Raw genomic sequence first — 26156 nt, 5'->3', positions numbered from 1 at the left:
GCCGTCTCCTCACATCACGCTGTATTCGTTGAAGGCATCCACCACGCTGCGCCCGGCGCCCACCGCCTCGCGCACCTTGCGCTCCAGGCGGTTCTTGGCCAGCGCGCGCGTCACCGCCTCGCGCTCGACCTCGCGCGGGATCACGCAAACTCCGTCGTTGTCGCCGAACAGCAGGTCGCCGGGGCGCACCCGCACCTGGCCGACCTGGATCGAGCAGCGGTAGTCGACCACGTTGTGGCGCCCCTGCAGCCCATAGGCATAGGTGCCGCGCGAGAACACCGGCAGCCCCAGCTCGCCGATCGCGTTGGCGTCGCGCACGCGGGCGTTGAGCACCACGCCGGCCGCGCCGATCTTCTTCACGCGCGCGCTGAGCAAGTCGCCGATGCGCGCCGCGTCCACCGGGCCGCCGCTGGCGATATAGACCTCGCCGGGGCGCAGCGCCTCGATCGACTCGAACAGCAGGCCGAAGGGCTTGGCGTCGAAGCGCCTGAGGCCGCCATGCGGCACCGGCGGATCGTCCTGCACCGGCATCGCGCGGCCCACCATCACCATCCCGGGCGACAGCGGCCGGATCTCGGGCGGCAGCATCGGATGGCCGAAGCCCAGCTGCTCGAGCACGTCGCTCAAGGGGCAGGTGGCCAGCTCGGCGCGCAGCAGCGCGAACAGCTCCTCATCCGTATTCCATTGCGTCATGGTGTGTCTCATCCGATAGGAAGGGGGCTGGGCTCGTCGAGCAGCACGGCCAGCTCCCGGTTGATCTCGTCCAGCACCGCCGCCTGCTGCTCGTGGACGAAGAAGTGGCCGCCGCCGAACTCGCGGCGCCGGAACCCGCCGCGCGTCTCGCGGGCCCAGCGCGCCAGCCCCGCTTCGTCGACCATCGCGTCGCGCGTGCCGTGGAACAGCACGATCGGGCAGTCGAGCGGCGCCTCCTCGAGGTAGCGGTAGGTCTCGAACACCGCGCCGTCGGCGCGGATGCGCGGCAGCAGCAGATCGAGCAGCACCGGATCGTCGAGGATCGCCTCGGGGGTGCCGCGGCAGCCGCGCAGCACCTCCACGAAGGCCGCGTCGTCGAGCACGTGGCGGATCACGGGCGGCTTCACGTCCGGCGCGTTCTGCGCCGAGGCGATCAGCACGCGCGGCAGCGGCTGCGCGCGCCGGCGCAGGCGCCGCGCCACGTCGAAGGCGATCAGCGCGCCGGTGCTGTGCCCGAACATCGCGTAGGGCAGGTCCAGCCAGGGCGCGAGCGCCTCGGCCAGCGGCGGCGCGACTTCCTCCATCGCGTGGCGCAGCGGCTCGTCGAGCCGGGTCTCGCGGCCCGGCAGCTGCACGGCCAGCAGCTCCACCTCGTCGGGCAGGGCCGCCGCCCACGGCGCGAACATCGAGGCGCCGCTGCCCGCGTAGTGGAAGCACACCAGCCGCGCGCGCGGCGCGGGGCCCCCGGCGGGCCGGGGCAGGCCGGCGCCGGGCAGCAGCCAGTCGGAACGGGGCCTGGCCATCTCGGCGCCGGCCATCGCTCAGGCCGTGGCCGCCGCTTTCGCGGCGAGCGGCCGGGTCACGCGGTTATGGCCGTAGCGATCCTCGCCGGCCACCAGCACCGTGGAGTAGCGATCGAGCGGCAGCACCTCGCCGAAGTGATGGAACGAGTCCTGGCCCGAGTACACCTTCACGTGGGTCGGCACGAAGCGCGTGGCCCAGCCGAAGCGCACCGAATCCTTGGTCGAGTTCGGGTTCGAGCCGTGCATGCAGCGCGAGGTGAAGATGAAGAACTGGCCCGGCTTGACCTCCATGTGCACGGCGCGCGCCTCGTCGGGCTTCCACTTCGGGTCGAGCTTGAGCTTCTCGTAGTCGTAGCCGTAGAAGCCGGACTTCTGGCCGTCGTCGAGCACCCGCTGGTTGAAGTTCTCCGGCTCGAAGGGGATGTTGCGCTTCTCGTCGAAGTACCAGGTGCGATGGCTGCCCGGCATCAGCTTCAGGCAGCCGTTGGCCTTGGTGGCCTCGCTCATCGCCACCCAGGCGGTCAGCTCCCAGGGGCGGCCTTCCTCGGCCGCGGTGGGCTCCAGCTTCTCGGTGCCCTCGAACTCGACGAAGCTCTCGGCCTGGTGCCAGTCGGTGCCCTCGTCGCCGGGGTACTTCGGGAACCACTCGGTGCGCCAGCTCAGCACGTCCGGCCCGAGGATGCTGGAGATCCGGTCGACGATCGCCGGGTGGCTGATCATGCGATTCAGGTTCGGCATGTCGAGGTGCCGGTCGTAGTTCAGCTTGCTGTCGGGGAAGGCGGCGTTGGTGGTGTCCAGCAGGTCCATGCGGACCTCCTCCCACACGCGCGTCATCTCCTCCGGCTCGTAGAGCGTGAACGGGCCGGCATAACCGTTCTCGTAAAAGAACTTCTTTTCTTCCTCGGACAGATGGAAACGCTTCTGCATCTCAGTTCTCCTGATCAATAGGGAAGACCGTCGCGGGCTCGCTCGGGTCGTCACGGCTCACTGCATGGGGTCGGGGCTCGCGCCCTGGCGTGTTTCGTTACGTGTCGCTACGGGTTGCTGGGTATCGATGCCGGGAGCCGCGGCCGGCGCAGCTCAGCCGGCCGCCTCGGCGGGGCTGCGGCTGGCCTCGCGCAGCGCGTCGGTGGCCGCGGCCAGCTCGGCGACGGTCGAGCGCGTGCGGTCGAAGAACAGCCGCGGCGGCGGCGTGATGCCGAGCTTCGCCTTGAGCTGCTTGAGCACTTCGACGAGGTTCAGCGAATTGCCGCCGATGTCGAGAAAGCGCGTCTCGGGCGTCACGTGCTTCGCGCCGATCACGTTCTCCAGCACTTGGATCAAGATATCTACGGTCTTCATGAATTGACTTCCTCCTGGTGGCTTGCGTTGATGCGTTGCTGCAATATCGACAGAAGCGCCTTGCGATCCGTCTTTCCCGACGAGAGCTGCGGAAACCGGTCGAGAACCGCCAGATGGCGCGGCACCATGTAGGCCGGCAGCTCGCCCGCGAGGCGCTGCCGGATCGTGTCGGTCTGCCGCTCGGCGTCGACCGGCCTGCCCTGCTCGAACAGCACGCCGGCGGCCAGCACCTTCTCGCCGTGGCGCGTGTCGAGCAGCACGATCTCGCTGGCGTGCACGTGCGGCACGCTGTTGATGACCCGCTGGATTTCGTTGAGATGGATGCGATAGCCGCCGAGCTTGATCTCGTTGTCGCGGCGTCCCTGGTAGAACAGGCTGCCGTCCTCGAGCCAGTGGCAGAGGTCGCCGGTGCGATAGAAGGGCACGCCGTCGATGCGCAGCAGCCGCGCGGCGGTTTCCTCGGGCAGGTGCCAGTAGCCCTCCATCACCTGGCTGCCGCCGATCAGCAGCTCGCCCGGCACGTGCGGTGCGTCGATCGCGCGGCCGTCCTCGCCCACCAGCAGCACGCGCACATGGGTCAGCGGCTTGCCGATCGGGTAGAGCGTGCGGCGCTCGGGCTCGATCTCGCCGATCAGGTGGGCGGTGGACGCACAGGTCACCTCGGTGGGCCCGTAGGCGTTGATCACCTGCATGCCGGGCGTCTTGCGCAGCCAGCGCTGGATGGTCTTGATGTCGGGCACGTCGGTGCCGGTCAGGATCCGGCGCAAGGCCGGCAGGCGCGCGGCCTCGAAACCCTCGGCCTGGGCGATCAGTCCGAGCATCATGCCCCAGGCCGAGAAGTGGGTGACGTCGTGCGCCACCAGCGCGTCGAGCATGATCTCCGGCACGATCACGTCGTCGTGCACGTAGAGATGGGCGCCCTGCGCGAGCGGAAACAGCATGTCCATCAGGTAGACGTCGAAGTGCAGCGGCGAGAAGCTCGCGCAACGCGAGGCCATCTTCACGTCGTACACCTCGCGCGTGCCCTCGAAGAAATCGACGATGCTGCGATGCTTGATCAGCACGCCCTTGGGCCGCCCGGTGGAGCCCGAGGTGTAGATGCAGTAGGCGGTGGCCGAGCCGTCCAGCTCGGGCAGCGGCAGCGCGCGCACGCAGGCGTCGCTGGGGGTGGCCTCGTCGTGGTCGCGCAGCCGCTCCAGGTCGGCCAGGCGCAGCACCGGAATGGCGCCGGGCAGCACCGCGCGCGCCTCGGCCTCCAGCTCGTCGTCGACGATCACCAAGGCCGGCGCGATGTCGTTGAGGATGTAGCGCAGGCGCTCGGCGGGCATCCTGGGATCGAGCGGCACGTGCACGCAGCCGGCCTTGAAGCTGCCGACGATGGCCGCCACCAGCAGCGCACGGCGGCTCGCCGCCATCACCACGCGATCGCCCGGCGCGCAGCCGTAGGACTGCAGGCGCAGCGCGAAACGCGTGCTGAAGCTGTCGAGTTCGGCATAGCTGAAATCGTCGCGGCTGTCGGTCAGCGCCGGTCGATACGGCGTGCCGAGCGCGTGGGTCTGGATCGCGTGAACGATGTGTCCTGGCTGCTCCATATAGCCTTCTCCGATGTGTCTCTGCGGGCACCTTCGGCAGCAAGGCGGGCGGCAACGCGCGCCGGTTCGCTACGAGCGCGCAGGCTGGATTGCATGCGCCATGGCTCGCGGCCGCGACCGGCCCCTCGGTTTGTCGTGTCGCCCCCGCCGCGAGCCTCGGCCGCCTCTCTCCTGGCGGCCCCTCGCGGCGGGGTCGTATCTCTCGTGTCTATCGTGTTTCTGGTGTTCGACTGCTGAGACGAACAGTAACGGGATTGCCGTGCGTAAGGACTTAGATCGTTTACTGCATATGCATGCATTTTGTTATCGCTCCGCGATATAACCGTCGCCGAGCAGGCCGAGCTGGCGCGCCTTGTTGGCGCTGACGCGGATGTGCTCGCTGTCGAGCTTGCGGTTGATCGCGCTGAACAGCTGATAGACCGCGCGCTCGCCCACGCCGAGCTCCTCGGCCACGTGGCGCGCATTGCCGCCGCGCGCCACCAGCCGCAGCGCCTGCACCTCGCGCGGCTCCAGCGCCAGCGTGTCGGCCAGCTCGCGGCGGCGGCGCAGCACCTGCCATTCGAGCAGCTCGTTGGCCAGCCCGCGCAACTGGCGGCGATGCGCCCACAGCCGGTCCTCGCCGGCCGGTGGCGGATGCGGCGTGCTCACATGCAGCACGCCCACGGTGGCCACGTCGCGGCGGTGCGCCGGGTGGAACTGGTGGCTGCCCATGCCGTGCGCCGCGCCGTGACGCGGCAGCCAGTGGCCGGCCGGCAGCGCCAGCGCGCTGCCGCGCATCGGCCGCGTGTCCTCGCGCGCGGCCGCCAGCGCCGGGTCGTTCAGGTACCAGTGGCCGCCCGTGTAGCGCTGCGCCCAGGCCGGATCGCCGCCCACCAGCAGGTGATGGACGGCGGGTTCGCCGCTCGGCTCGTCGAACACGAACCAGTGGAAGAAGCATTGCGCGGCATCGCAGGCCGCCGTGACGCGCCGCATCAGCGCGATCAGCTCGGCGTCGCTCTCGCATTCGGAGGCATAGGCGGGCTCGTCCAGGCGCGGCGCGGCGCCGGCCTGTGCGAGCCCCGCCTCGAGCGCGTCGAGCACCGCGCGATATTCGTTGGCCAGCGGCGCGGCGAACGGATCATGCGCGACGAAGGCGGCCAGCGCCGCGCGCTCGCCCGCGTCGAGACGCTGGATCGAGACCGGCTCGCCGGGCGCGCGGCGATGCCGCTCGAACACGAAGCCGCGTTCGGCGTCGCCGCGCGCGACCAGCGAGAGACGAACCCCGCCCACCACGCCGTGCCGGATCTGCAGGGCATCGTCGTAATCGGGATCGGGGGAGAGATAGGAAGGCAAAGCGGAGTGTCGAGCCATGAGCGCCGGACCACCTGTGCAGGGAGTGGAAGGCGATGGCGGGCCGTCCCGCCGGCATCGCGGCGGGAGCGGTTTGCGTACGGGCGTGAACGCCTCGAACGACGGGGACGAATAGGTGGGTCGGCAAGCCTCGCTCCGCGTCACACGCACCGACGGCCATCGGTGGGATCAACCGCGCGGCGGGCGTGCCGACGCGCGCAGGGGATCTCGGGCGACGAGAAAAGGCGGATCGCGAAACCGGCGCGGGCGAGGCGCTGCCTCGTCCTGGCCGGGATGCGAGCCGATCGAAACGCACTGGTGGGCCGCCGGGAAGGCGGCACGCGACGCAGCGGCGCCGCGGCCGAGGCCGGGCACCGCCGCCGCATGGATGGCCAGGGCGGCCCGCATGCGGCGAACGTCAGGCGGCGAACCAATGGAACGCGGCGGCACGGCGCCGCGCGCGACACGCGCGGCCGCAGCCTGGGGCCGCGGCACACGGTGCCGGTTCGCTCGGGCGGCCCGAGGCGTCTCCTGGACTCGGGCCGGATTGCAGAGACGATGACGGCGGGTGCGAGCCCGGCCGTGAGCGCGGTTGCCTGCGCCACGGCCTGCTCGCCCCGCCGTTCCTTGGTCGTCAGTTCAGACTTCGCACTCTCTCGTCGTCGAATGCCTGATCGCCGGGTCCGCCAGGCGTCCCGGCCTTGTTGTTCAAGGCTTGCCGCGGCCGGTCATCGCGCGTCGTCGCGCGCGGCGACCGGTTCGGCCCTAGATGTGCAGGGCGTGACCGAGCGCCCGCAAGGCCGCCTCCATCACCGCCTCGCCGAGCGTCGGATGGGCGTGGATGGTGCCGCCCACGTCCTCCAGCCGCGCGCCCATCTCCAGCGACTGCGCGAAGGCGGCGGACAGCTCCGAGACACCGCGGCCCACGGCCTGCCAGCCGAGGATCAGGTGATCGTCGCGGCGCGCCACCACGCGCACGAAACCGTCGCTGCTCTCCAGCGTCATGGCCCGGCTGTTGACCGACAGCGGGAAGCTGGCCACCAGCGCGTCCTCGGGCGTGGCCGCGTCGTGCGGCGCGAGGCCGACCGACACCACCTCCGGATCGGTGAAGCAGACCGCCGGGATCGCCGCCGGCATGAAGCGCCGCCGCTTGCCCGAGACGATCTCGGCCACCATCTCGCCCTGCGCCATGGCGCGATGGGCGAGCATCGGCTCGCCGGTCAGGTCGCCGATCGCCCAGACGTTGCGCATCGAGGTACGGCACTGGTCGTCGATCTTCAGGGCATGGCCCTCGCGATCGAGCTGCAGCGCCTCCAGCCCCCAGCCCTGGGTGCGGGGCCGGCGGCCGACCGCCACCAGCACGCGATCGGCCGGCAGCGCGTGTTCCGCGCCGGCCGCGTCCTGGATGCGCACGGCGTCGCCGCCCGCGTTCAGGCCCAGCACCTTGCGCTCCAGGTGCAGCGCGATGCCGAGCTTGCCGAGCGAGGCGGCGACCGGCTTGGTCAGCGCCTCGTCCCAGGCCGGCAGGATGCGCGCCTGGGCCTCGACCACGGCCACCTCGACGCCGAGCTTGCGATAGGCGATCGCCAGCTCCAGGCCGATATAACCGGCGCCCACCACCACCAGGCGCCGGGGCAGGCTACTCGGCGAGAGCGCCTCGGTGGACGATTGCACGATGCCGCCGAACGGCATCGAGGGCAGCGCGACCGGCTCGGAGCCGGCCGCCAGCAGCAGGTGCTCGCCGCGCACGCGCAGCGGCTCGCCGCCCTCGCGCGCGACCTCGACGGTCTTGCCGTCGATCACCCGCGCCTGGCCCCGCAGCACCTCCACGCCGTGGCGCTTCATCAGCGAGCCGATGCCGCCCGTGAGCCTGGCGACGATGCCGTCCTTCCAGGCCACGGTGCGGCCGATGTCGATCGCCGGCGAGGCCACGCTGATGCCCAGCGGCGACTCCTTCGCGTAATGGCGGGCCTTGTCGAATTCCTCGGCCGCGTGGATCAGCGCCTTGGAGGGGATGCAGCCGATGTTCAGGCAGGTGCCGCCCAGCTGCGCGCGCTCGACCAGCACGGTCGGCACGCCCAGTTGCGCGGCGCGGATCGCGGCCACGTAGCCGCCGGGCCCGCCGCCGATCACCAGCAAGGTGGTGTTGATGGGTTCGCTCATCGGCTCAGTCCACGAATAGCAGGGCGGGTTGTTCGAGCAGCGCGCGCACCGACTGGATGAACTCGGCCGCGTCCATGCCGTCCACCACGCGATGGTCGAACGAGGACGACAGGTTCATCAGCTTGCGCGCCACCACCAGGCCGTTGCGGATCATCGGCCGCTCGACGATGCGGTTCACGCCGACGATGCCCACCTCGGGATGGTTGATGACGGGCGTGGACACCACCCCGCCCAGCGGCCCCAGGCTGCTCAACGTGATGGTCGAGCCGCTCAGCTCCTCGCGCGAGGCCTTGCCGGCGCGCGCCGCCTCGGCCAGCCGCGCCACCTCGGCGGCCAGCGCCCAGACGTCGCGCGCCTCGGCATGGCGCACCACCGGCACCATCAGCCCGCCCTTGCTCTGGGTGGCCACGCCCAGGTGCACGGCGCCGTGGCGCGTCACCACGCCGGCCTCGTCGTCGTAGCGCGCGTTGATCTGCGGGAAGTCGCGCAGCGCGACCACCATCGCGCGCGCGATGAAGGGCAGCATGGTGAGCTTGCCGCGCGTCTCGCCGTGACGGCGGTTCAGCTCGGCGCGCAGCGTCTCCAGCTCGGTCACGTCGATCTCCTCGACGTAGCTGAAGTGCGGGATGCGGCGCTTGGCTTCCTGCATCTTCTCGGCGATCTTGCGGCGCAGGCCGATCACCGGCACCGCCTCCTCGTCGTGGCGCTCGGCATAGGCCGCGTGCGCGCCGGCCGGCGAGGACGCCGCGCCGCTGCCCTGCAGCCAGGCATCGAGATCCTCGTGCAGGATCCGGCCCGCCTCGCCCGAGCCGCGCACGAAGCGCAGCTCGATACCGAGATCCCAGGCGCGCTTGCGCACCGCCGGCGAGGCCAGCGCACGCTCGCCGGGCTGGCGCGCGACCGGCGCCGCGGCGGCGCTCGATGTCGAATGCGCGGCTTCGCGGCGGCACGGCGCCTCGGCGGGCGCCTCGCGCGGCGCGCTCTTTTCAACCGGCGCCGGTTCGGCGGCCTTGGTTGCGGCCGCATCGACCGTCGCCTTCGCCGGCGCGGCCTGCGTTGCCGGCGCCTCGCCGCGATGATTGCCGCTGCCCGCCACCTCCAGGCGGATCAGCTCCGAGCCCACCACCATCATGTCGCCGGCCTTGCCGCCCAGCGCCACCACGGTGCCCGTCACCGGCGAGGGAATCTCGACCGAGGCCTTGTCGGTCATCACGTCGGCCAGCGCCTGGTCCTCCTTGACCTGGTCGCCCACCTGCACATGCCAGAGCCCCAGCTCGACCTCGGCGATGCCTTCGCCGATGTCCGGCATCTTGATCACATGAATACCCATCTCAGCTCTCCATCACACGCCGCATCGCCTCGCCCACCCGGCTCGGCCCCGGAAAATACGCCCATTCCTGCGCATGCGGATAGGGCGTGTCCCAGCCCGTCACGCGTTCGACGGGGGCTTCGAGCCAGTGGAAGCAATGCTCCTGGACCAGCGAGATCAGCTCGGCGCCGAAGCCGCAGGTGCGGGTCGCCTCGTGCACCACCACGCAGCGCCCGGTCTTGCGCACCGAGGCCACGATGGTGTCGAGGTCGAGCGGCCACAGGCTGCGCAGGTCGATCACCTCGGCGTCGAGGCCGGTTTCCTCGGCGGCGGCCAGCGAGACGTGCACCGTGGTGCCGTAGGTCAGCACCGTCAGTTCGCTGCCGGGCCGCACCACGGCGGCCGAATCGAGCGGCACCGTGTAGTAGCCCTCCGGCACCAGGCTGGCCGGGTGCTGGCTCCAGGGCGTGACGGGGCGCTCGTGGTGGCCGTCGAAGGGGCCGTTGTAGAGCCGCTTGGGCTCCAGGAAGATCACCGGGTCGTCGTTCTCGATCGAGGCGATCAGCAGGCCCTTGGCGTCGTAGGGGTTCGACGGCATCACCGTGCGCAGCCCGCAGACCTGCGTGAACATCGCCTCGGGGCTCTGGCTGTGGGTCTGGCCGCCGTAGATGCCGCCGCCGCAGGGCATGCGGATGGTCAGCGGCGCGGTGAACTCGGCGGCCGAGCGGTAGCGCAGCCGCGCGGCTTCCGAGACGATCTGGTCGGAAGCCGGGTAGAAATAATCGGCGAACTGGATCTCGGCCACGGGCCGCAGCCCGTAAGCGCCCATCCCGACCGCCACGCCGACGATGCCGCCCTCGGAGATCGGCGCGTCGAACACGCGCGAGCTGCCGAACTTGGCCTGCAGGCCTTCGGTGCAGCGGAACACGCCGCCGAAATAGCCCACGTCCTGGCCGAACACCACGACGTTGCCGTCGCGCTCCAGCATCACGTCCATGGCCGAGCGCAGGGCCTGGATCATGGTCATGGTGGCGGCCGACTGGCCCTTGGGTTGTGCGGTGGTCATCGCTCAGACTCCCAGTTGCTGGCGCTGGCGCCGCAGGTGTTCCGGCATGTCCTTGTAGACGTCCTCGAAGAAGCTCGCGACGTTCACGCGGTCGTCGCCGAGCGTGCCGTAGCGCTCGGCCTCCTTCTGCGCCGCGATCACCTCGGCCTCGAGCTCGCCCTTCAGGTCGGCGTGCTCCTGCTCGGACCAGTGGCCCTCGCGGATCAGGTGGCGCTTGAAGCGCTCGATCGGGTCGCCCAGCGGGAAATGCGCCCAGTCGTCGCCGGGGCGGTATTTCGACGGATCGTCCGAGGTCGAGTGCGGGCCGGCGCGATAGGTGACCCACTCGATGAGGGTCGGGCCGAGGTTGCGGCGCGCCCGCTCGGCGGCCCAGCGCGAGGCCGAGTAGACCGCCAGGAAGTCGTTGCCGTCCACCCGCAGCGAGGCGATCCCGCAGCCCACGCCGCGGCCCGCGAAGGTCGAGCCCTCGCCGCCGGCGATCGCCTGGAAGGTCGAGATCGCCCACTGGTTGTTGACGACGTTGAGGATCACCGGCGCGCGGTAGACGTGCGCGAAGGTCAGCGCGGTATGGAAATCGGCCTCGGCGGTGGCGCCGTCGCCGATCCAGGCCGAGGCAATGCGCGTGTCGCCCTTGATGGCCGAGGCCATCGCCCAGCCCACCGCCTGGATGAACTGGGTGGCGAGATTGCCCGAGATGGTGAAGAAGCCGGCCGCGCGGTTCGAGTACATCACCGGCAACTGGCGGCCCTTGAGCGGATCGCGCTCGTTGGACATCAGCTGGCACATCAGGTCGACCAGCGGCACCTCGCGCGTGAGCAGGATGCTCTGCTGGCGATAGGTCGGGAAGCACATGTCGCCGTTGTCGAGGGCGAACGAATGCGCGGTGCCGATGGCCTCCTCGCCGAGGCTCTGCACGTAGAAGGAAATCTTCTTCTGGCGCTGGGCGATCAGCATGCGCGCGTCGAACACGCGCGTCTTGAGCATCGCGCGCATGCCGGCGCGCAGCCGGTCGCGATCGAGCTCGGGCGCCCAGGGGCCGACCGCGCGGCCGTCGTCGTCGATCACCCGCACCAGGCCATAGGCCAGGTCGCTGGTATCGACCGGCGCGACGTCGATCGGGGGTTTGCGCAGCTTGCCCGCCGGGGACAGCAGCAGGTAGGAAAAATCGGTTTTACAGCCCGGTCGCCCGGTTGGCTCCGGTACATGCAATTTCAATGGCCCGTATTGGCTCATTTCGCTTATCTCCACGTTTGATTTTGTCGCACGCTTCGACGGTGATCGTATCAATTCGGCAGGCGCCGAGATAGAGCGGGAATCGCCCCGATTTTCAAAAATCGCGGGCGGTGTTATTGAAGTGGAGAATATCGCGGCAAAGTGGTTTTTCCGATCAGCGCGATCGCCCGGAAAAGCAATGCACACGGGGCCGGAAGGGAATCCCGGCCGGCCTGGCGGCTCGCGGGGGTGGTTTTCCTGGCGATTATTCGCGCCGATTTTCAGCCACGCCAAAATCCCATTTTTTATCAAAGGCGACGAGCAAATCCCGCATCCGACGCGAATCGAATGCGCGAAACCCAATCGAGTCGCCGGAAAATGGCGTGAGAAATTGCGTGATGGCCGAGCCGATATCGTCCAGGGACGGTCGACCGCGGCAGCCCGGCTGCGGAAAAACCGCGCGGAAGCGGCCGGGCATGCGCGGTAAAAAAGTCGCCCGGAAAATGAAATGCCGGCTTCCGTGCGATCGCAGGAAGCCGGCAAGGCAAGCCGCCGCCGTGTCGGGCAACGGCCGGGGATGAGGGTCAGGCGCTCTCGGTTTCGCGCGCGAGCCGCGCCTCGTAGGCCTTCAGGTGGTTGTAGGCGATGCGCAGCAGGGACGGCTGGCCGTCGACGTCCGCTGGCGCGCGCGCCAGCAGGTCGCCGATCACGTGGTCGGCCTCGACGCGCGAGCGGTTCTCGAGATCGCGCAGCATCGAGGCCGTCATGCCCGAGGGCGTAAACAGGATCCGGCGCGAACGTTCGTTCATCGCCTCGCCGGGCGCGTAGCCGTGGTGCGCGGCGATCGCGCTGGTCTCGCCATAGAGCGTCTCCAGCAGCCGATGGCCGTCCGGCGCGGCGAGGATGTCGCCCACCGAGCCGCGGAACAGCGAGGTGGCCGCCGCCAGCGTGGCCAGGAACACCCACTTGTCCCACATCTTCGCGACGATGTTCTCGGCCGGCAGCACGTCGAAGCCGGCGCCCGAGAAGGTGTCGGCGATCGCCTGCACGCGCGGCGTGAGGCCGCCCGCCAGGTCGCCGAAGCCGACCGCCTGCGCATCGTTGAGATGGACGATGTGCTGCCGGTCGTCGAGCGTGGCCGCGATCATGCACAGGCCGCCCAGCACGTTGGCGTCGCCGAAGCGCGCCTTCAGCACGTCCAGGTGGCGCATGCCGTTGAGCACCGGCAGGATCAGCGTGCGCGGGCCGACGAAGGGCGCGAACGAGGCGATCGCGTCGTCCAGGCCGTAGGACTTGCAGCTCAGGAACACCAGGTCGAAGCCGCCGGCGCGGTCGGCGTCGCCGGCCTGCACGGTCTTCACCCCGGGCAGCGTCAGGTCGCCCGCGTGCGGGCTGCGGATCACCAGGCCGTCGCGTGCCAGCGCGCGGGCCCGGCCCTCGCGCACCAGGAAGCTCACATCGCGCCCGGCCGCGGCCAGCCGCCCGCCGAAATAACCGCCGGTCGCGCCCGCGCCCACCACCAGAATCCGCATTACCGTCTCCTTGCATCCATGTGTCGAAAGGTCGGCCGGCCGCGCTCGTGCGAGGCGCGGCCGGGCGCGACGACTGTAGCCGAATTCGACCAAGCCTGCCGGCGGGCGGCACGGCATGGCGAGACATGGATGCGGCAACGGGCAAACCGACCCGCGCGCGACGACACCGCCGCCGCGCGCGGGGGCCAGCGCGTTCAGGCCGCCGTGCCGCCTTGCGGCACCACGGCCACCGAGGCCTCGCTGGTCAGCATCAGGAAGGTGAAGGTCTCGCGCAGGTACAGGCGCACGACCTGGTCGTCATGGCTGGTGTAGCCGATCGAGACGTCCTCGCCGAGATGCAGCTCGTAGTCGCCGCCGCGCGTGGACAGCACGCAGCCGCCGGCGATCGCCGGCGCCCAGATGATCTCGCCGCTGACGATGCGCTTGATATGGTCGAGGATCGGGTAGCCCTGGTCGCGCGCCTCGCTCAGCGCGGTGTAGGCGTGCGAGCCGAGCACCACCGAATACGGGCCGTCGACGCCGGCCAGGCGCAGCGCCTCGAGCGCATCGCTGATCGCGTCCGGGTAGGCGGCGACGTCGCTCGGCAGGCCGAGCCTGCGGTTCGAGGTGCCCTCGCTGATGCCGACGATGCCGGCGGCCGGGTAACCGTCGAAGATCGCGTTGTCCTCGGCGAAGGCGAGCCGCTGCGCGGCCTCCTTCGCCGGCTGCCAGTCGGCGTCGCGCGCGCCGCGCTCGACGCTGTCGATCGCCTCGCGGCTCAGTTCGAACGGCACGGTCAGCTCGACGATGGTCCGCACTTCGCGCAACCGCGCGTTCACGTGCTCGCGCGGCGCGGCGACCTCGCGCAGGTGGCCGGTGCCGACGGCCGACAGCTCGGAGCCGGCGGGGCCTTCGACGTCGACCACGCGGCGGCCGGCCACCGAGCGCTTGAAGGTGCGCGCCACTTCCTCCTCGATCTGGGCCCAGGCGGACGACGAGATCGGGGCGAGTTCACGATGCAGGTTATTCATGGGATGGGGTTCCTTTCAACGAGCCGATATTGAGCGAGCCGTCGCGACGCGGCGCGGGCGGCGAGGATTCGGGCAATGAGGGTTCGGGCGAAGCGGCGGCATCGGCGTCGGCCGGTGCCGCGCGCTCGGCGAGCGCCTCGAGCAGGTCGGCCGACGGCACGAAGAACAGCGAGCCGGTGACCGCGCGGCTGTAGTCGAGCAGGCGGTCGTAGTTGCCGGGCGGGCGGCCGACGAACATGTTCTCGAGCATCTGCTCGATCGGCCGCGGCGAGCGCGCGTAGCCGATGAAGTAGGTGCCGAACTCGCCGGCGCCCGGGCGCCCGAACGGCATGTTGTCGCGCAGGATCTTCACTTCCTGGCCGTCCTCGTCGAGCGTGGTCAGCGAGCTGTGCGAGCACGAAGGCTTCACGTCCGCCGCCAGCTCGATGTCGGACAGTTTGGTGCGGCCGATGATGCGCTCCTGCGTCTCGACGGCCAGCGCATTCCAGCCGGCCATGTCGTGCAGGTACTTCTGCACGATCACGTAGCTGCCGCCCGCGAAGGCCGCGTCCTCGTCGCCGATCACGGTGAAGTCGACCGCCTCGCGGCCTTCCGGGTTCTCGGTGCCGTCGACGAAGCCGATCATCGCGCGCTGGTCGAAATTGCGGAAGCCGTGCACCTCGTCGACCACCGTGACGGCATCGCCGAGCGCGTTCAGCAACTGCGTCGCCAGTTCGAAGCACAGGTCCATCGCCTCGGCGCGGATGTGCAGCAGGATGTCGCCCGGGGTGGACACCGCCAGGCGCTGGCCGGCGCCGAACTCCCGGAACGGATGCAGGGACGCCGGGCGCGGCGCGCCGAACAGCGCATCCCATGCCTCGGCGCCGAAGCCGCACACGCAGCTGAGATGGCCGGCCGGCACGCGCTTGCCGACCGAGCGCACCAGCGCCGCGATGTCGCCGCACCATGAACGGATCGTATCGGCGTGGGCCGCGCCGGGATTGATCGTCGCCACGAGGAAGATCGCGCTGCGCGTGACCGTGCCGTGGACGGCCTGGGAAAGCGGGGGACGTGTCTGCATCGCGGCCTGCCTGTCAGTCATGTCGTGACGGATGGACCGCGGCTGCCGCCGCGCAAGAAGGCGAAGAGGGGATGTGGGTCATGCTGCGTTCTCTTTTTGACAGGCGTATGAAGGACGTTGCCCGCACCGTGCAACGTCGCCGAACCCGCAATCTAGCAGCTTCGGCCGGTCTTTGGAACGCAGCCCGGCAATCGGCTGCGCCGAGGCGAAGCCGATCCGGCCGGGGGCGAGCCCGGAGCGAGGCGGGCGCCGCGATGCGCGCCATGCGCCCCGCCCCCGCCCCACTCCGCCCCGATGCTCAGAAGCGGTGCACCACGCCCACCCCGAGCGCCGCCTGGCTGCGCGAGGACGAGGGCGTGCCGCTGAAGCCGTCGCCCAGCGAAGGCGTGGCGACGATCACCTTGCCGTTGCTCGACAGCGTGTCGCCGTTGGCGCGCTGCCAGGACTCGACCGCGTACAGCCCGGTGCGCTTGGACAGGCTGTAGTACTGCGAGAGCGTGAACTGCTGGTACTGCGCGGCATGGCTGATGCCGTTGGACAGCGTGGCGCGCGTGTAGCTGTAGCCGCCGGCGAAGTCCCAGGACGCGGCCGGGTGGTAATGCAGCACCGCGCCGGCCGTGTTGAAGGTGGCCGTGTTGCGGAAGCTCGAACCCGTGCCGGGAATGTACTGCACGTTCGAATAGGATGCCGAAACGTCCCAGGCATCCGAGAAGCGGTAACCGCCCGTCACGGCGAAGCGCTGCTGCGCCTGCGCGCTCTGGTAACCGTTGTTGATCGCCGAGACCGCCGTTTGCGCGCCGCCGTTCGAGGTGGTGGAGGACGCGCCCCAGGCGCCGCCGCCCGGCGTCGCGTTGTTGACGCGCTGGACGGCCGCGCCGATCCCGAACGGCCCGTTGCTGTATTGCAGGCCCGCGCTCCAGGTGGAGCCGGCATCGACGCTGCCCGGCACGCCGCCGAACGCATAGGACGCGCCAAAGCTGAAACCGCCCAGCGTCGGCGACTGGTAGACCAGCGAGTTGTTGGCGCGGTAGATGTTGTCGAGCGAATCGATATCGCCCGGATGCGCGCCGAAAAAGCCGGTCAGCCAGGTGGTCGGGCTCCAGGGCGAGAGGATCGTGTAGTAGGCCGTGTACTGGCGGCCCGCCGTCAAGGTGCCGAAGCGGTTGTTGGCGAGGCCCACCCAGGATTGGCGCGTGAACATCCCGCCGCTGAACTGCGAGCTGCCGTTGGCGCTGCTCACGCCGGCCTCGAGCGTGAAGATCGCCTTGGTGCCGCCGCCCAGGTCCTCGCTGCCCTTCAGGCCGAAGCGGCTGCCGGCCCACACGCCCGAGGTCATCTTCACCAGCGAATGGCCGCCCGCGGTCGAGCCCAGCGAGGCGGCGCTGTTCTGCCAGGCGATGCCGTTGTCGACGATCCCGTACAGCGTCACGCTGCTCTGCGCCTGCGCTGCCGCGCAGGCTCCGCCCAGCACGCAGACGGCGATGATGGTCTGTTTCATTTTCAGTAATCCTATTAGTTTGAGAAACGAAAGGGTCGCTGCTTCGCCTTCCCCGTGTCAGGCGAGCGTGGTCAGCCAGCGCGCCGCGCGAACGAGCAGCACGTCCGCCGAATCGAAACTCTCGATGCCTGCCACCTGCGGCGCATCGCATACCGCGAACACCGGCTTGCCCCATTGCAGCCCGAGCGCGATCTCGGACAGCGTGCCCAGGCCGCCGCCCACCGCCACCAGGCACAGCGAGGCGCGCGCGATCAGCGCGTTGCGGGTGATGCCCAGCCCGGTGGGCAGGGCCACGCTCAGGTAGGGGTTCGCGCCTTCCGCGTCGTCCTCGGGCAGCAGGCCGATGGCGATGCCGCCGGCGCGATGCGCACCGCGCGCGGCGGCCTCCATCACGCCGCCCTTGCCGCCGCCGACGATCGCCATGCCGGCCCGGGCCAGCGCATGCGCGACCTGCTCGGCCACGCGCAGTTGCTCGTCGGTGGCCGCGCGCGGGCCGATCACGCCGACCGGCATCAGGTGCCGGTTCGCGCCGCGCTGGCGCGCGGCGAGATCCGCGAGCGCGCGCTCCACCAGCGTCGCGCCTTCAGTGTTGCCTTGGTCTGACAATCCATTCCCCCATTGCAAGAACGCAGGTGCAGAGCGCCGTCAGCAGGATCGACAGCACGGCTGCCTGCGAGAAATCGGTCTGTCCGTCGGACAGCTTCAGGTACATCAGGAGCGGCAGGATGTTGATCTGCGTGCCGGCCAGCGCCACCGCCGTGCCGTAGGTGCCCAGCGCGATCGCCGCCACCAGGCACCAGGCCGCCGCCACCGAGGGCCACAGCTCGCGCCAGGCCACGTCGAGCCAGGCCCGCCACGGCCGCGCGCCGAGCGTGAGCGCGGCATCCAGCGGACGCCGGTCGAAATTGGCGAAGGCCGGGTACAGCATCAGCGCCACGCGCGGGATCAGGTAATACGCATAGGCGATCGCCAGGCCCGCGCTGGTGTAGATCAGCCCGCCGAGCCGCGCCGGGTCGGCGCCGAGCTTCGCCAGCAGCATGGTGACGAAGCCGGCGCGCCCGAAGCTCAGGATGAAGCCGTAGGCGATCACCAGTCCCGAGAAGGCCAGCGGCACGCCCAGCACGGCCAGCGACAGGCGGCGCCGGGCCGGCGCCTGCCCGGCCAGCGCGATCGCCAGCACCGTGCCGATCGCCGTGGACAGCGTGCCGGTGGCCGCGGCCAGGCCCAGCGAGCGGCCGATCGCGTCGGCCACCAGCGGATCGCCGAGCACGGCGGCGAAGGCATGGCCGCCGCCGTCGAAGGCGGCGCCGACCAGGGCCGCCAGCGGCAGCGCGAAGGCGATCGCGAACAGCAGGCCGGCCGGCAGCGCGCCGAAGCGGCGCAGCAGGCCCGCGTCGCGGGCGGCGGGAGTCGAGCGCGGGTTCATCGCGGGCGGCCCGGAGCGTGGCGCAGGATCGCGAGCATCACTGGCCGAGCGTGGCCTGCGACCACAGCTGGTCGACCTGGGCCTTCTTCGCGGCCGCCTTGGCCACGTCGAGCGGATGCACCTGCGGCGCGTTCGGCATCTTCGCGGCGACCTCCGGCGCCAGCGTCACGCCGGGCACGGCGGGCCGCACGTAACCCTGCGCGAACAGCGCCTGGCCCGCGTCGCTCATCACGAAGTTCAGCCACAGCCGGGCCGCCGACGGGTTCGGCGCGTTCTTCACCAGGCTCATCGCGTAAGGCGCCGAGACGCTGCCGTCCTGCGGGATCACCACCTCGGCCGCGTCGCCCATGCCGTCGCTGTACTTGGCCTTCAGGCCGTCGTTCTCGTAGCCGATCAGGATCGGGATCTCGCCCTTCACGAACTTCGCGTAGGGCGTGGTGCCCTCCACGCGCAGCACGTTGCCGGTGTTCCTGAGCTTGCCGAAGAAGTCGGCGCCCGGCTTCGGATCGTCGACGCTGCCGCCCATCGCGTAGGCGGCCGCGAACACGTCCACCTGGCCCTGGCCGGTCGAGCGCGGGTCGAGGTAGACCACCGCGTTCCGGTATTCCGGCTTGAGCAGGTCCGCCCAGCGCCTGGGCACCTCCTTCACCAGCTTGCGGTTGACCAGGAAGGCGATGTTCAGCGAGTGGACCGTGAACCAGCGCGCATCGGCATCGCGAAACACCGGCGGCAGCTTGTCGAAGTTGATCGGCTTGAACGGCGCGACCACGTCCTTGGCCTTCGCGTCCAGCGCCGAAGCCGCGAAGTAGTAGGCGGTATCGGCCTGCGGGCGGCGGCGCGACTTGTCGAGCGCCACCACCGTGGCGGCCGAGCCGATGTCGTTGTAGGTGATCTCGACCTTCGGGTAGCGCTTGCGGAATTCGGCGAACAGCGCCTTCCAGTTGGCCCACTCGGGGCCGGTGTCGAACGACACCACCAGGCCTTCGTCGGCGGCCTGCTCGTAGAGCGCGTCCTCGCCGGGATAGAGCGGCGCGGGCGGGGCCGCGTGCGCGGCGCCGCCGGCGAGCGTGCCGAGCGCGAGGGCCAGCGCGCCGGCGCGCAGGCGTTGGATCAGGGTGGGACCTGCGGACATCGTGGTTCTCCGGGGTGCTGGCTGTGTTCCGCCGAGGCGGACGAGCGTGGGTTGATCGGTAGTGCGAAGCGGCATCGGTTCATGCCGCGCCGTCGAGTCGAATCGGAACGGCTTCATGTCACGCGCCCGGCGAAGCCGGCAGCACGCGCAGGTGACGCGGCTCGATCGCGATGCTGTGGCTGGCCACCACGCGCCCCTCGCCGAGCAGCGGCGTGGCCGCGCCATGCGGGAGGAAGTCGTAGCGATGGGTCGAGCCGAAGTAGCGGACCTCGCCGCGCGCGCCGTGGATGCGATTGGCGCAGCCCTGCTCCGGGTCGGCCTGCACGTGCTCGGGACGCAGCAGCAGCTCGACGGCCTCGCCCTCGCGCGCCGCGCCGGTGGGCGCGCACAAGGTGGTGAAGCCGACGTCGACGCGATCGGTGGCGATCACGCGTCCCGGCAGGATCGTCGAATGGCCGATGAAGCGCGCCACGCGCGTCGAGGCCGGCCGCTCGTAGAGCTCGCGCGGCGTGCCCACCTGCAGCACGCGCCCGCCCTCCACGATCGCCACGCGGTCGGCCATGCTGAGCGCCTCGTCCTGGTCGTGGGTGACGAACAGCGTGGTCGCGCCGCAGGCGCGCTGCAGGGTGCGGATCTCGTCGCGCAGTTGATGGCGGATGCCGGCATCGAGCGCGGCCAGCGGCTCGTCGAGCAGCAGCACGCGCGGCTCGATCACCAGCGCGCGAGCCAGCGCGACGCGCTGCTGCTGGCCGCCCGAGAGCTGCGCCGGGCGCCGCCCGGCATGGCTGGCCAGGCCGACGCGCTCGAGCATCGCGAGCGCCTGGCGGCGCCGCTCGGCCGCGCCCAGGCCGCGCATCTTCAGGCCGTAGGCGACGTTGTCGGCCACGTCCAGGTGCGGGAACAGCGCGTATTGCTGGAACACCATGCCGACGCCGCGCTTCCACACCGGCTGCGCGGCCACGTCCTGGCCGCCGATCGCGATGCGGCCGTGATAGCCGGTCAACAGGCCCGCCGTGAGGCGCAGCAGGGTGGACTTGCCCGAGCCGCTCTGGCCGATCACGGCCAGCAGCTCGCCGGGAGCCGCCTTCAGCGAGATCTCCGAGATGCCGTGCGCGGCGCCCGGGTAGGTGTAGCTGACGGTATCGAATTCGAGGCTCATGGTCTTACTTCAGTCGTTGCACGGTGGCGATCGAGGCCAGCGTGGCGGCCACCGCCAGCACCAGCAGCACCACGGTGGCGGCGCAGGCGAAGCCCGAGGCGCCGTAGAAGGCCTGCAGCAGCACCACCGGGTAGTTGCGGTAGCGGAAGCCCGCGATCAGGTTCGAGATCTGGAATTCGCCGATCGACAGCGCCGCCACCATCACCAGCCCGGCGAACAGGCTGTGGCGCAGGTTGGGCAGCACCACGCCGAGGAACTGACGCGCCGGGGTGGCGCCGAGCGTGGCCGCGCAGGCTTCCAGGGTGGCCAGGTCGAGGTGGCGCAGGTCGGCCAGCAGGGTCTGCAGCAGGTAGGGCAGGGTCAGCACCGCGTGCGCGGCGATCATCAGCCACAGCGTGCCGAGCCAGGGCAGCGTGGCGCCGCCGAACACGGCGATATAGCCGAAGCCGAGCGTGAGCGCCGGCACGGCGATCGGCAGCAGCATCACCAGCCGCGCCACCCATCCACGGCCGCTGCGCGCACGGTGGTGCAGCGCATAGGCAAGCGGCACGCCGAGCAGCGCGTTCAGCGCGCAGCAGGCCAGCGCCACCGTGAGGCTGGTGACGAAGGCGCGGCGAAAGCTCCGGTCGGCCGCCAGGTCGGCATACCAATGGCCGGTCAGCCCGCTGGGCAGCAGCGTGTTGGTCCAGCTCTGCCCGGTCGAGCCGATCAGCAGCAGCGCGATCGGCAGCAGCAGGTAGAGCGCGAACAGCACCACCACCGCGCGCACCAGCACGCGCCCGGCCGAAGGCGCGCGATTGCCACGACGAATGGGAACACCAGCGGCCTGGGCCCCGGCGGCGGAGGAAGACATCGGCGAATCCGTGAACGAGCGGGAGGAACGGCGCGAAACCGAGTCGAATCAGGAACTTGGCATCGCGATGACGGCCGCCAGTGTGGGGCGGCGACATGGCAGCGTCATGAAAAAAACGTACAAAGTGCGCATCGTCCTTTGCGAATCCGGAACACCACGCGATGAAGCACCTGTATCCGAACATCGCCGAACTGCATGCGTTCGCGAGCTCGGCCAAACATCTGAACTTTTCCTACGCGGCGCGCGAGCTGGGCCTGACGCCGAGCGCGGTGAGCCGGCAGATCGCCAACCTGGAGACGCTGTTCGGCGTGAAGCTGTTCGTGCGGGAGGGGCGCAACCTGTCGCTGACGCGCGCCGGGCAGGTCTATCACGCGCGCGTCACGGGCCCGCTGCGCGAGATCGGCCATGCCTCGCTGGAGCTGCTGAGCGTGCGCGAGGACAGCGACCTGCTGACCATCGCCAGCGTGCCGACCTTCACCACCAAGTGGCTGGTGCCGCGCCTGCCGTCGTTCCTGGCCGCCGCGCCGAACGTGACGCTGAGCTTCCGGCGCCACCTGGCGCACGGCGATCCGTTCCCGTTCGGGCTGGACGCGGCGATCCGCTATGGCGACGGCCGCTGGGAAGGCGTGCGCTGCGATTACCTGGCGGGGCGCACCTTCGTGCCGGTCTGCTCGCCCGAATTCGCGGCGAAGCATGCCCTGCGCACGCCGGCCGACCTGGCGGCCGCGCCGCGGCTGGTGCACGAGCAGGCCGAGAGCGTCTGGTTCGAATGGGCGGAGCGCCATCGCGTCACCAGCATGAACGCCTTCTCGGGGCCGCGCTTCGAGCAGTACGCGGTGCTGATCCAGGCGGCGCAGGCGGGGCTCGGCCTGGCGCTGGTGCCGGCCTTCCTGATCGGCGCGCCGCTCGAGGCGGGCAGCCTGGTGCAGCCGGTGGCCGCCCCGATCGAGGTGGACAATCAGGGCCACTATCTCTGCTACACGGCCGAGCGCTTCGAGACCAGCGCGGCCTTGCGCCGGCTGCGCGAGTGGATGCTGGGGGAATTCGCCGCGCAGGCGGCGGCAAGCGCCCGGGCCGCTTGAAGACCCGGGGCGCTGGAAGATCGAACGATACCGCGACGAGGTGGCGAACCCGTGGCGAACTCAGGCCGCGGCGCGTTCCGCTTCCACGCCCGCGACCTCGTCCGGAATCGATTCGGTTTCCTTCAGGAAGGCCTTCAGGTAGCGTCCGTGGATGAAGCGGCACTCGGCGCGCAGCATCCCGTAGAGGATGAAGTCGGTGCCGTCGCCGGCCGCGCCGCGCATCACGCCCTCGCGCACGAAGCCGAGGTTCTCGTCGAGCCGTTGCGCCTCGAGGTTGTCGACGCGCACCAGCCCCGTCACGCGCCGGCAGCCCAGCATCGCGAACGGATAGAGAAACGCGGCGGCCACGAAGGCCGGCGTGATCACGTGCTGCGACACGCCCTCGCCGAGCGCGAAGTGCATCAGCAGGTTGGGGCCGTTATGCCCCTGGAACACCACGCCCGCCACCAGCTCGCCGTTCTTCGCGAGCCCGATCGAGCGCGCATCGTCGTAGCGATGCTCGCCCGTGCGCGAGGCGACGAAGTGCATGACCTCGTCGTGCTGGTCCAGTACCAGACGGCGCATGCTGCCTCCTATTGGCTGGCCTTGCCTCGATGCCGCGTCGATCAGGACGGCAGCGGGATGCCGAACTGCTGCAGCGTCGGGTTGACGTTGGAGGCGAAGGCCTTCTGGTTGTTGTGCTTCTTCACCGCCTCGACGATCGCGAAGATGATGCCGGCCACGCCCACCACGGCCGCGCCCACCGCCATCACCGGCGCGGCTGCCGCCATCGCGCCGCCCACCGCGCCGAGCACGCCTTCGCCGGCCGCGGCACCCGCTTCGGCACCCGCCGCCGCGCCCTCGGCCGCTTCCGCGCCGGCTGCCGCGCCCTCGGCGCCGCCGGTGGCGGCCGCACCGGCCGCCTCGGCCGCCGCGCTATCGCCGCCGATGCCCATGAAGCCCTCGCCCTTGGCAAGGTCGCCCAGCGTCTGGGTGACCGTCTTGGCGTCGCTCAGGCCGCGATGCACGTCGTCGATGGTGTTGCCGGCCTGCTGGTCGCCATTGCCGCCGCCCACCGCGCCCGCGCCGTCGCCGCCGGCATCGCCCGCGCCGCTGCCGGCCTGGCTCACGCCGCCGCCGCCCTGGAACTCGCCCGACATCTTCTGCATCTCGGGCGGCACCGTCTGCTGCAGGTAGGCCGCCGTGGCCGGGTCGCTGGCCAGCTTCTGGATGTCCTGCTGCAGCGCCGCCACCGTCTTGTCGACGTTGCGCAGCTTGTCCGAGCCGCCGGCCTGCACGTCCACCAGGGTCTCCATCAGCTTCACCATCACCGCCGCCTTCTGCTGCGGCGTGTAGTTCTGCGGGTTCTGGATGATGTCGCCGTTCAGCGAGCTGATATCGGTGTTGCCGGTGATGTTCTGCAGGCTCGCGTCCTGCAGGAACTGCTGCGAGCCGGCCTGGGTGGTCGGCGCGTCGTCGCTGAGGAAGTGGTCGAGGTTCTTGGTCGAGTAGATCTGGTCGCGCTTGTGGGTGGCCTTGTCGTCGCCGCTGCGGTCCAGGTCGTCGAAGCCGCCGTCCGAGCCGAAAGCCTGCGCGGCCGACTTCAGCGCCGAGCTGAAGCCCGAGTTCTTCTGCAGGTCCTCGACCTGCTGCTGAGTGGTCAGGCCGCCGCCCGACTTGCCGCCGTGCGTGTAGTTGTTGCCGTTCTTGCCGTTGGACTTGTGGCCCTCGGATTCGCCCGCGATCGCGTTGTAGGCCTTCATCAGCCCGGCCGAGCGCTCCACGTTGACCGAATCGGCATCCGCGTCGGGATGCTTCTTCATGTAGTCCTTGATATCCGAATCGGCCTGGTCGAGGTTGGTGCTGACCTGGCCCATGAAGCCCTGCATCTTCTTGGTGTCGATCGTGCCGTCCGACTTCAGCGCGCCGGTGTTCTGCAGCGCCGTCTTCAGCGAGGGGTTGTCGTTGACGAACTGCATCGCCGCGGCCTTCTGCGCCTCGGTGGGCGGCTGGCCGTCGGGGCCCGTCTTGCCGCTGAGGATCTGCATGGCCGCCAGCGGACGCTCGAGCGACACGCCCTGGTCCGGCGAGGCCAGGTCCGACCACTTCGCGAGATCGGACTGGTCGTTGCCCTGGCTGTACTGGTCGAGCGCGGCGTACTTGCCATCGTCGGTGGCCGCGCCCGAGGCACCTGCCGCGCCCGCCGCGCCGCCGAGCGTGCCCGCGCCGCTCATCGAGGGATCCTGCGCCAGCGAGGACGGGTCCATCTGCGGCATCTGCGAGCCGCCGGCCGGCGCCGCGTCGCCACCGTCATCGCCGCCGCTCTGCTGCTGTGCCGCCGATGCCAGGTTGCGCACCATCGCCTGCAATTGCTGGTTGAGCTGCTCCATCATCTGGAGCGCGTCCTGTATCCCGCCGCCGGACGAACCGCTGAGGTCCGTGGTCGGCACGTTCATGGTCTGGGAATACGAAAGCGGATTGAGGGATGTCATGGCACGCGGCTAATTGAATTGGAATGCGAAAAAGCGGGGCGGCACTGGGCGGCCCCACGCGAACGCGAATGACAAAACGGCCCGTTCCGCGAGGAACGGGCCGCCGCCATCACGCGTTGTCGTCGTCGTCCTGCTGCTTCGGCATCTGCAGGCTACCCATGCCGCCCATCCCTCCCATGCCGCCCATCCCCATCATGCTCATCATGATCTGCGGGGAGAAACCGCCGATGAAGGACGAATCGGAAGCCGTGGCGGTGGGCGAGGCGCCGGCCGTCGGATCGGCGATGCCGCCCTGCGCGGCCTTCTGGAAGTTGGCCATCGACGACAGGCCGTCGGCGCCCTTCACGTCGGCCGTCTCGATGGCCTGGTAGGCGCTCGGATTCTGCAGCATGAACTTGGCGGCGCTCTGCACGTCCGGCGGCGTGCCGGCCGGCGGGTTCATCGCCAGTTGGTAGAGCGAGTTCGGATCGGTGGTGCCGACGCCGTTCTGCTGGCCGTAGGCCGCGATCGCGCCGGCGGCCGACTGCATGGTGACCGGCGAGCCGTCCGACATGGTCGGCGCCTGCGAGCCCTGCGTGCCGTCAGCGCCGCCCTGCGCGGCCCACTGCATGTCGCCGATGCCGGCCTTGCCGTCGGCGCCCGGCACGTCGTGCGTCTCGATCGCCTTGAACACGTCAGGGTTCTGCAGCATGAACTGCGCGGCCTTCGAGACATCCGGCGGCGTGCCTGCCGGCGGGTTCTGCGCCAGTTGGTAGAGCTGGTTCGGCGTGATCGGGTCGACGCCGTTCTGCGACATGTAGGAGCTCAGGGCACCCGCCGCGGATTGCGGCGTCATGCCGGTGCTGTCCGCCGCGCCGCCGACGCCCGCGCCGCCGATGCCGCCCAGCGCGCCGTCGCCGCCCACGTCACCGGCACCGCCGGCATCGCCGCCGGCACCGGGCAGGCCGCCCGCGCCGGACTGGCCGCCGCCGAGTTGCTGCGCGAGTTGCTGCGCCTGCGCCAGGCTCTGCTGGATCTGACCGATCAGTTGCTGCATGACCGAGCCGGCCAGCATGCTGACCTGCTGGTCGACCTGCTGCTTCAGTTGCGCGACCTGCGAGGTGAGGCTCGACAGGCTCGCACCACCCAGCAGCGACGAGGCAGTGTTCGGCAGGCTGATTCCGCCTGAGAAATTCATGGTTTGGCCTCCTATGAATGGGTACCGAGTACGACGTTCAAGGTGTCACGTCACACGCCGCCTGTTCATAGGAGGCGCTATGCCGTTGCCAATACTAGTCAACCGCTGCATATCGAAACTTCGTCGATCCGAACCCCCTGCCGGAAATGCGAAGCGTATGCAAGCCGGGCCTCGGCGGCCCGCGAAGGCAGGGGCGAGTCGCTGCGCCTCGTCGCGCACGGCTTCGTATCGCGCTACGCGGCGGTGGC

General features: G+C 70.3%; 24 protein-coding genes. 1 reads left to right on the top strand and 23 read right to left on the bottom strand.

Annotated elements, in window-relative coordinates; translation table 11 throughout:
* Positions 1 to 9 precede the first annotated feature (9 nt).
* From FB600_RS07620 to FB600_RS07525, 20 genes are all read right to left on the bottom strand, one after another.
* Positions 10 to 693 (bottom strand): RraA family protein, encoded by a 684-nt coding sequence (locus FB600_RS07620; RefSeq protein WP_013689121.1) that lies wholly within the window; start codon positions 691 to 693, stop codon positions 10 to 12.
* A gap of 8 nt (positions 694 to 701) precedes the next feature.
* Positions 702 to 1511, bottom strand: coding sequence for a thioesterase II family protein (locus tag FB600_RS07615; protein ID WP_145756470.1), 810 nt, complete (start codon positions 1509 to 1511; stop codon positions 702 to 704).
* Positions 1512 to 1514: 3 nt separating this feature from the next.
* Positions 1515 to 2423: a chlorinating enzyme gene (locus tag FB600_RS07610; RefSeq protein WP_098151573.1), complete on the bottom strand. Its 909-nt coding sequence runs from the start codon at positions 2421 to 2423 to the stop codon at positions 1515 to 1517.
* 153 nt (positions 2424 to 2576) lie between these two features.
* Positions 2577 to 2837 (bottom strand): acyl carrier protein, encoded by a 261-nt coding sequence (locus FB600_RS07605; RefSeq protein ID WP_013689118.1) that lies wholly within the window; start codon positions 2835 to 2837, stop codon positions 2577 to 2579.
* Positions 2834 to 4429 (bottom strand): amino acid adenylation domain-containing protein, encoded by a 1596-nt coding sequence (locus FB600_RS07600; protein WP_105821388.1) that lies wholly within the window; start codon positions 4427 to 4429, stop codon positions 2834 to 2836. Before FB600_RS07600 ends, FB600_RS07605 begins: the two co-directional genes overlap by 4 nt.
* Before the next feature lie 303 nt (positions 4430 to 4732).
* Positions 4733 to 5779, bottom strand: coding sequence for a helix-turn-helix transcriptional regulator (locus FB600_RS07595; protein ID WP_096752368.1), 1047 nt, complete (start codon positions 5777 to 5779; stop codon positions 4733 to 4735).
* Between the two features lie 744 nt (positions 5780 to 6523).
* Complete coding sequence (lpdA, locus tag FB600_RS07590; protein WP_145756469.1) at positions 6524 to 7921, bottom strand: dihydrolipoyl dehydrogenase; 1398 nt, start codon at positions 7919 to 7921, stop codon at positions 6524 to 6526.
* A 4-nt stretch (positions 7922 to 7925) separates the two neighbouring features.
* A complete protein-coding gene (locus tag FB600_RS07585) occupies positions 7926 to 9251 on the bottom strand; it encodes a dihydrolipoamide acetyltransferase family protein (RefSeq protein WP_145756468.1) in 1326 nt (441 codons plus the stop codon).
* Between the two features lies 1 nt (position 9252).
* Positions 9253 to 10296: an alpha-ketoacid dehydrogenase subunit beta gene (locus FB600_RS07580; RefSeq protein WP_025101027.1), complete on the bottom strand. Its 1044-nt coding sequence runs from the start codon at positions 10294 to 10296 to the stop codon at positions 9253 to 9255.
* 3 nt (positions 10297 to 10299) lie between these two features.
* Positions 10300 to 11529, bottom strand: coding sequence for a 3-methyl-2-oxobutanoate dehydrogenase (2-methylpropanoyl-transferring) subunit alpha (locus FB600_RS07575; protein WP_025101026.1), 1230 nt, complete (start codon positions 11527 to 11529; stop codon positions 10300 to 10302).
* A 244-nt stretch (positions 11530 to 11773) separates the two neighbouring features.
* Positions 11774 to 12076 (bottom strand): hypothetical protein, encoded by a 303-nt coding sequence (locus tag FB600_RS07570; protein WP_124076823.1) that lies wholly within the window; start codon positions 12074 to 12076, stop codon positions 11774 to 11776.
* Between the two features lie 16 nt (positions 12077 to 12092).
* Positions 12093 to 13040, bottom strand: a complete 948-nt coding sequence (locus FB600_RS07565; RefSeq protein ID WP_098151570.1) for a ketopantoate reductase family protein — start codon at positions 13038 to 13040, stop codon at positions 12093 to 12095.
* A 194-nt stretch (positions 13041 to 13234) separates the two neighbouring features.
* Complete coding sequence (locus FB600_RS07560) at positions 13235 to 14050, bottom strand: family 1 encapsulin nanocompartment shell protein (RefSeq protein WP_098151569.1); 816 nt, start codon at positions 14048 to 14050, stop codon at positions 13235 to 13237.
* The gene (locus FB600_RS07555) at positions 14043 to 15131 is read right to left on the bottom strand and encodes a Dyp-type peroxidase (RefSeq protein ID WP_096752362.1); all 1089 of its coding nucleotides are present in this window, start codon (positions 15129 to 15131) and stop codon (positions 14043 to 14045) included. Before FB600_RS07555 ends, FB600_RS07560 begins: the two co-directional genes overlap by 8 nt.
* A 277-nt stretch (positions 15132 to 15408) precedes the next feature.
* Positions 15409 to 16608: a porin gene (locus FB600_RS07550; RefSeq protein ID WP_145756467.1), complete on the bottom strand. Its 1200-nt coding sequence runs from the start codon at positions 16606 to 16608 to the stop codon at positions 15409 to 15411.
* Between the two features lie 57 nt (positions 16609 to 16665).
* Positions 16666 to 17121 carry a TIGR00725 family protein gene (locus tag FB600_RS07545; protein ID WP_063977705.1) on the bottom strand — a complete coding sequence of 152 codons (456 nt, stop codon included), beginning with the start codon at positions 17119 to 17121 and terminating at the stop codon, positions 16666 to 16668.
* 70 nt (positions 17122 to 17191) lie between these two features.
* Positions 17192 to 18034, bottom strand: coding sequence for an ABC transporter permease (locus FB600_RS07540; protein ID WP_098182438.1), 843 nt, complete (start codon positions 18032 to 18034; stop codon positions 17192 to 17194).
* Positions 18035 to 18071: 37 nt separating this feature from the next.
* The gene (locus FB600_RS07535; protein ID WP_145756466.1) at positions 18072 to 19166 is read right to left on the bottom strand and encodes an extracellular solute-binding protein; all 1095 of its coding nucleotides are present in this window, start codon (positions 19164 to 19166) and stop codon (positions 18072 to 18074) included.
* A gap of 118 nt (positions 19167 to 19284) precedes the next feature.
* Positions 19285 to 20325, bottom strand: coding sequence for an ABC transporter ATP-binding protein (locus FB600_RS07530; protein ID WP_145756465.1), 1041 nt, complete (start codon positions 20323 to 20325; stop codon positions 19285 to 19287).
* Between the two features lie 4 nt (positions 20326 to 20329).
* Positions 20330 to 21178, bottom strand: a complete 849-nt coding sequence (locus FB600_RS07525) for an ABC transporter permease (RefSeq protein ID WP_098151563.1) — start codon at positions 21176 to 21178, stop codon at positions 20330 to 20332.
* Between the two features lie 161 nt (positions 21179 to 21339).
* On the opposite strand from FB600_RS07525, the gene FB600_RS07520 reads away from it, so the two are divergent.
* Entirely contained in the window at positions 21340 to 22260 is a 921-nt protein-coding gene (locus FB600_RS07520; RefSeq protein ID WP_145756464.1) for a LysR substrate-binding domain-containing protein, read from the top strand.
* 60 nt (positions 22261 to 22320) lie between these two features.
* On the opposite strand, the gene FB600_RS07515 is transcribed toward FB600_RS07520, so the two are convergent.
* From FB600_RS07515 to FB600_RS07505, 3 genes are all read right to left on the bottom strand, one after another.
* On the bottom strand, positions 22321 to 22824 hold the full coding sequence (locus tag FB600_RS07515) for a GNAT family N-acetyltransferase (protein ID WP_013689101.1): 504 nt from the start codon (positions 22822 to 22824) through the stop codon (positions 22321 to 22323).
* Between the two features lie 41 nt (positions 22825 to 22865).
* Complete coding sequence (locus tag FB600_RS07510; protein ID WP_096752355.1) at positions 22866 to 24731, bottom strand: type III effector HrpK domain-containing protein; 1866 nt, start codon at positions 24729 to 24731, stop codon at positions 22866 to 22868.
* 109 nt (positions 24732 to 24840) lie between these two features.
* Positions 24841 to 25908, bottom strand: coding sequence for a hypothetical protein (locus tag FB600_RS07505; RefSeq protein WP_098151562.1), 1068 nt, complete (start codon positions 25906 to 25908; stop codon positions 24841 to 24843).
* Positions 25909 to 26156 lie beyond the last annotated feature (248 nt).

This window comes from Burkholderia sp. SJZ089 (genome assembly GCF_007828315.1).
GTDB lineage: Bacteria > Pseudomonadota > Gammaproteobacteria > Burkholderiales > Burkholderiaceae > Burkholderia > Burkholderia gladioli.
This window is presented reverse-complemented; position numbering and strand designations above follow the sequence as displayed.

Coding starts and splice junctions, on each gene's coding strand:
- FB600_RS07620 (WP_013689121.1), bottom strand. CDS start 693: ATGACGCAATGGAATACGGATGAGGAGCTGTTCGCGCTGCTGCGCGCC.
- FB600_RS07615 (WP_145756470.1), bottom strand. CDS start 1,511: ATGGCCGGCGCCGAGATGGCCAGGCCCCGTTCCGACTGGCTGCTGCCC.
- FB600_RS07610 (WP_098151573.1), bottom strand. CDS start 2,423: ATGCAGAAGCGTTTCCATCTGTCCGAGGAAGAAAAGAAGTTCTTTTAC.
- FB600_RS07605 (WP_013689118.1), bottom strand. CDS start 2,837: ATGAAGACCGTAGATATCTTGATCCAAGTGCTGGAGAACGTGATCGGC.
- FB600_RS07600 (WP_105821388.1), bottom strand. CDS start 4,429: ATGGAGCAGCCAGGACACATCGTTCACGCGATCCAGACCCACGCGCTC.
- FB600_RS07595 (WP_096752368.1), bottom strand. CDS start 5,779: ATGGCTCGACACTCCGCTTTGCCTTCCTATCTCTCCCCCGATCCCGAT.
- lpdA (WP_145756469.1), bottom strand. CDS start 7,921: ATGAGCGAACCCATCAACACCACCTTGCTGGTGATCGGCGGCGGGCCC.
- FB600_RS07585 (WP_145756468.1), bottom strand. CDS start 9,251: ATGGGTATTCATGTGATCAAGATGCCGGACATCGGCGAAGGCATCGCC.
- FB600_RS07580 (WP_025101027.1), bottom strand. CDS start 10,296: ATGACCACCGCACAACCCAAGGGCCAGTCGGCCGCCACCATGACCATG.
- FB600_RS07575 (WP_025101026.1), bottom strand. CDS start 11,529: ATGAGCCAATACGGGCCATTGAAATTGCATGTACCGGAGCCAACCGGG.
- FB600_RS07565 (WP_098151570.1), bottom strand. CDS start 13,040: ATGCGGATTCTGGTGGTGGGCGCGGGCGCGACCGGCGGTTATTTCGGC.
- FB600_RS07560 (WP_098151569.1), bottom strand. CDS start 14,050: ATGAATAACCTGCATCGTGAACTCGCCCCGATCTCGTCGTCCGCCTGG.
- FB600_RS07555 (WP_096752362.1), bottom strand. CDS start 15,131: ATGACTGACAGGCAGGCCGCGATGCAGACACGTCCCCCGCTTTCCCAG.
- FB600_RS07550 (WP_145756467.1), bottom strand. CDS start 16,608: ATGAAACAGACCATCATCGCCGTCTGCGTGCTGGGCGGAGCCTGCGCG.
- FB600_RS07545 (WP_063977705.1), bottom strand. CDS start 17,121: ATGCCGGTCGGCGTGATCGGCCCGCGCGCGGCCACCGACGAGCAACTG.
- FB600_RS07540 (WP_098182438.1), bottom strand. CDS start 18,034: ATGAACCCGCGCTCGACTCCCGCCGCCCGCGACGCGGGCCTGCTGCGC.
- FB600_RS07535 (WP_145756466.1), bottom strand. CDS start 19,166: ATGTCCGCAGGTCCCACCCTGATCCAACGCCTGCGCGCCGGCGCGCTG.
- FB600_RS07530 (WP_145756465.1), bottom strand. CDS start 20,325: ATGAGCCTCGAATTCGATACCGTCAGCTACACCTACCCGGGCGCCGCG.
- FB600_RS07525 (WP_098151563.1), bottom strand. CDS start 21,178: ATGTCTTCCTCCGCCGCCGGGGCCCAGGCCGCTGGTGTTCCCATTCGT.
- FB600_RS07520 (WP_145756464.1), top strand. CDS start 21,340: ATGAAGCACCTGTATCCGAACATCGCCGAACTGCATGCGTTCGCGAGC.
- FB600_RS07515 (WP_013689101.1), bottom strand. CDS start 22,824: ATGCGCCGTCTGGTACTGGACCAGCACGACGAGGTCATGCACTTCGTC.
- FB600_RS07510 (WP_096752355.1), bottom strand. CDS start 24,731: ATGACATCCCTCAATCCGCTTTCGTATTCCCAGACCATGAACGTGCCG.
- FB600_RS07505 (WP_098151562.1), bottom strand. CDS start 25,908: ATGAATTTCTCAGGCGGAATCAGCCTGCCGAACACTGCCTCGTCGCTG.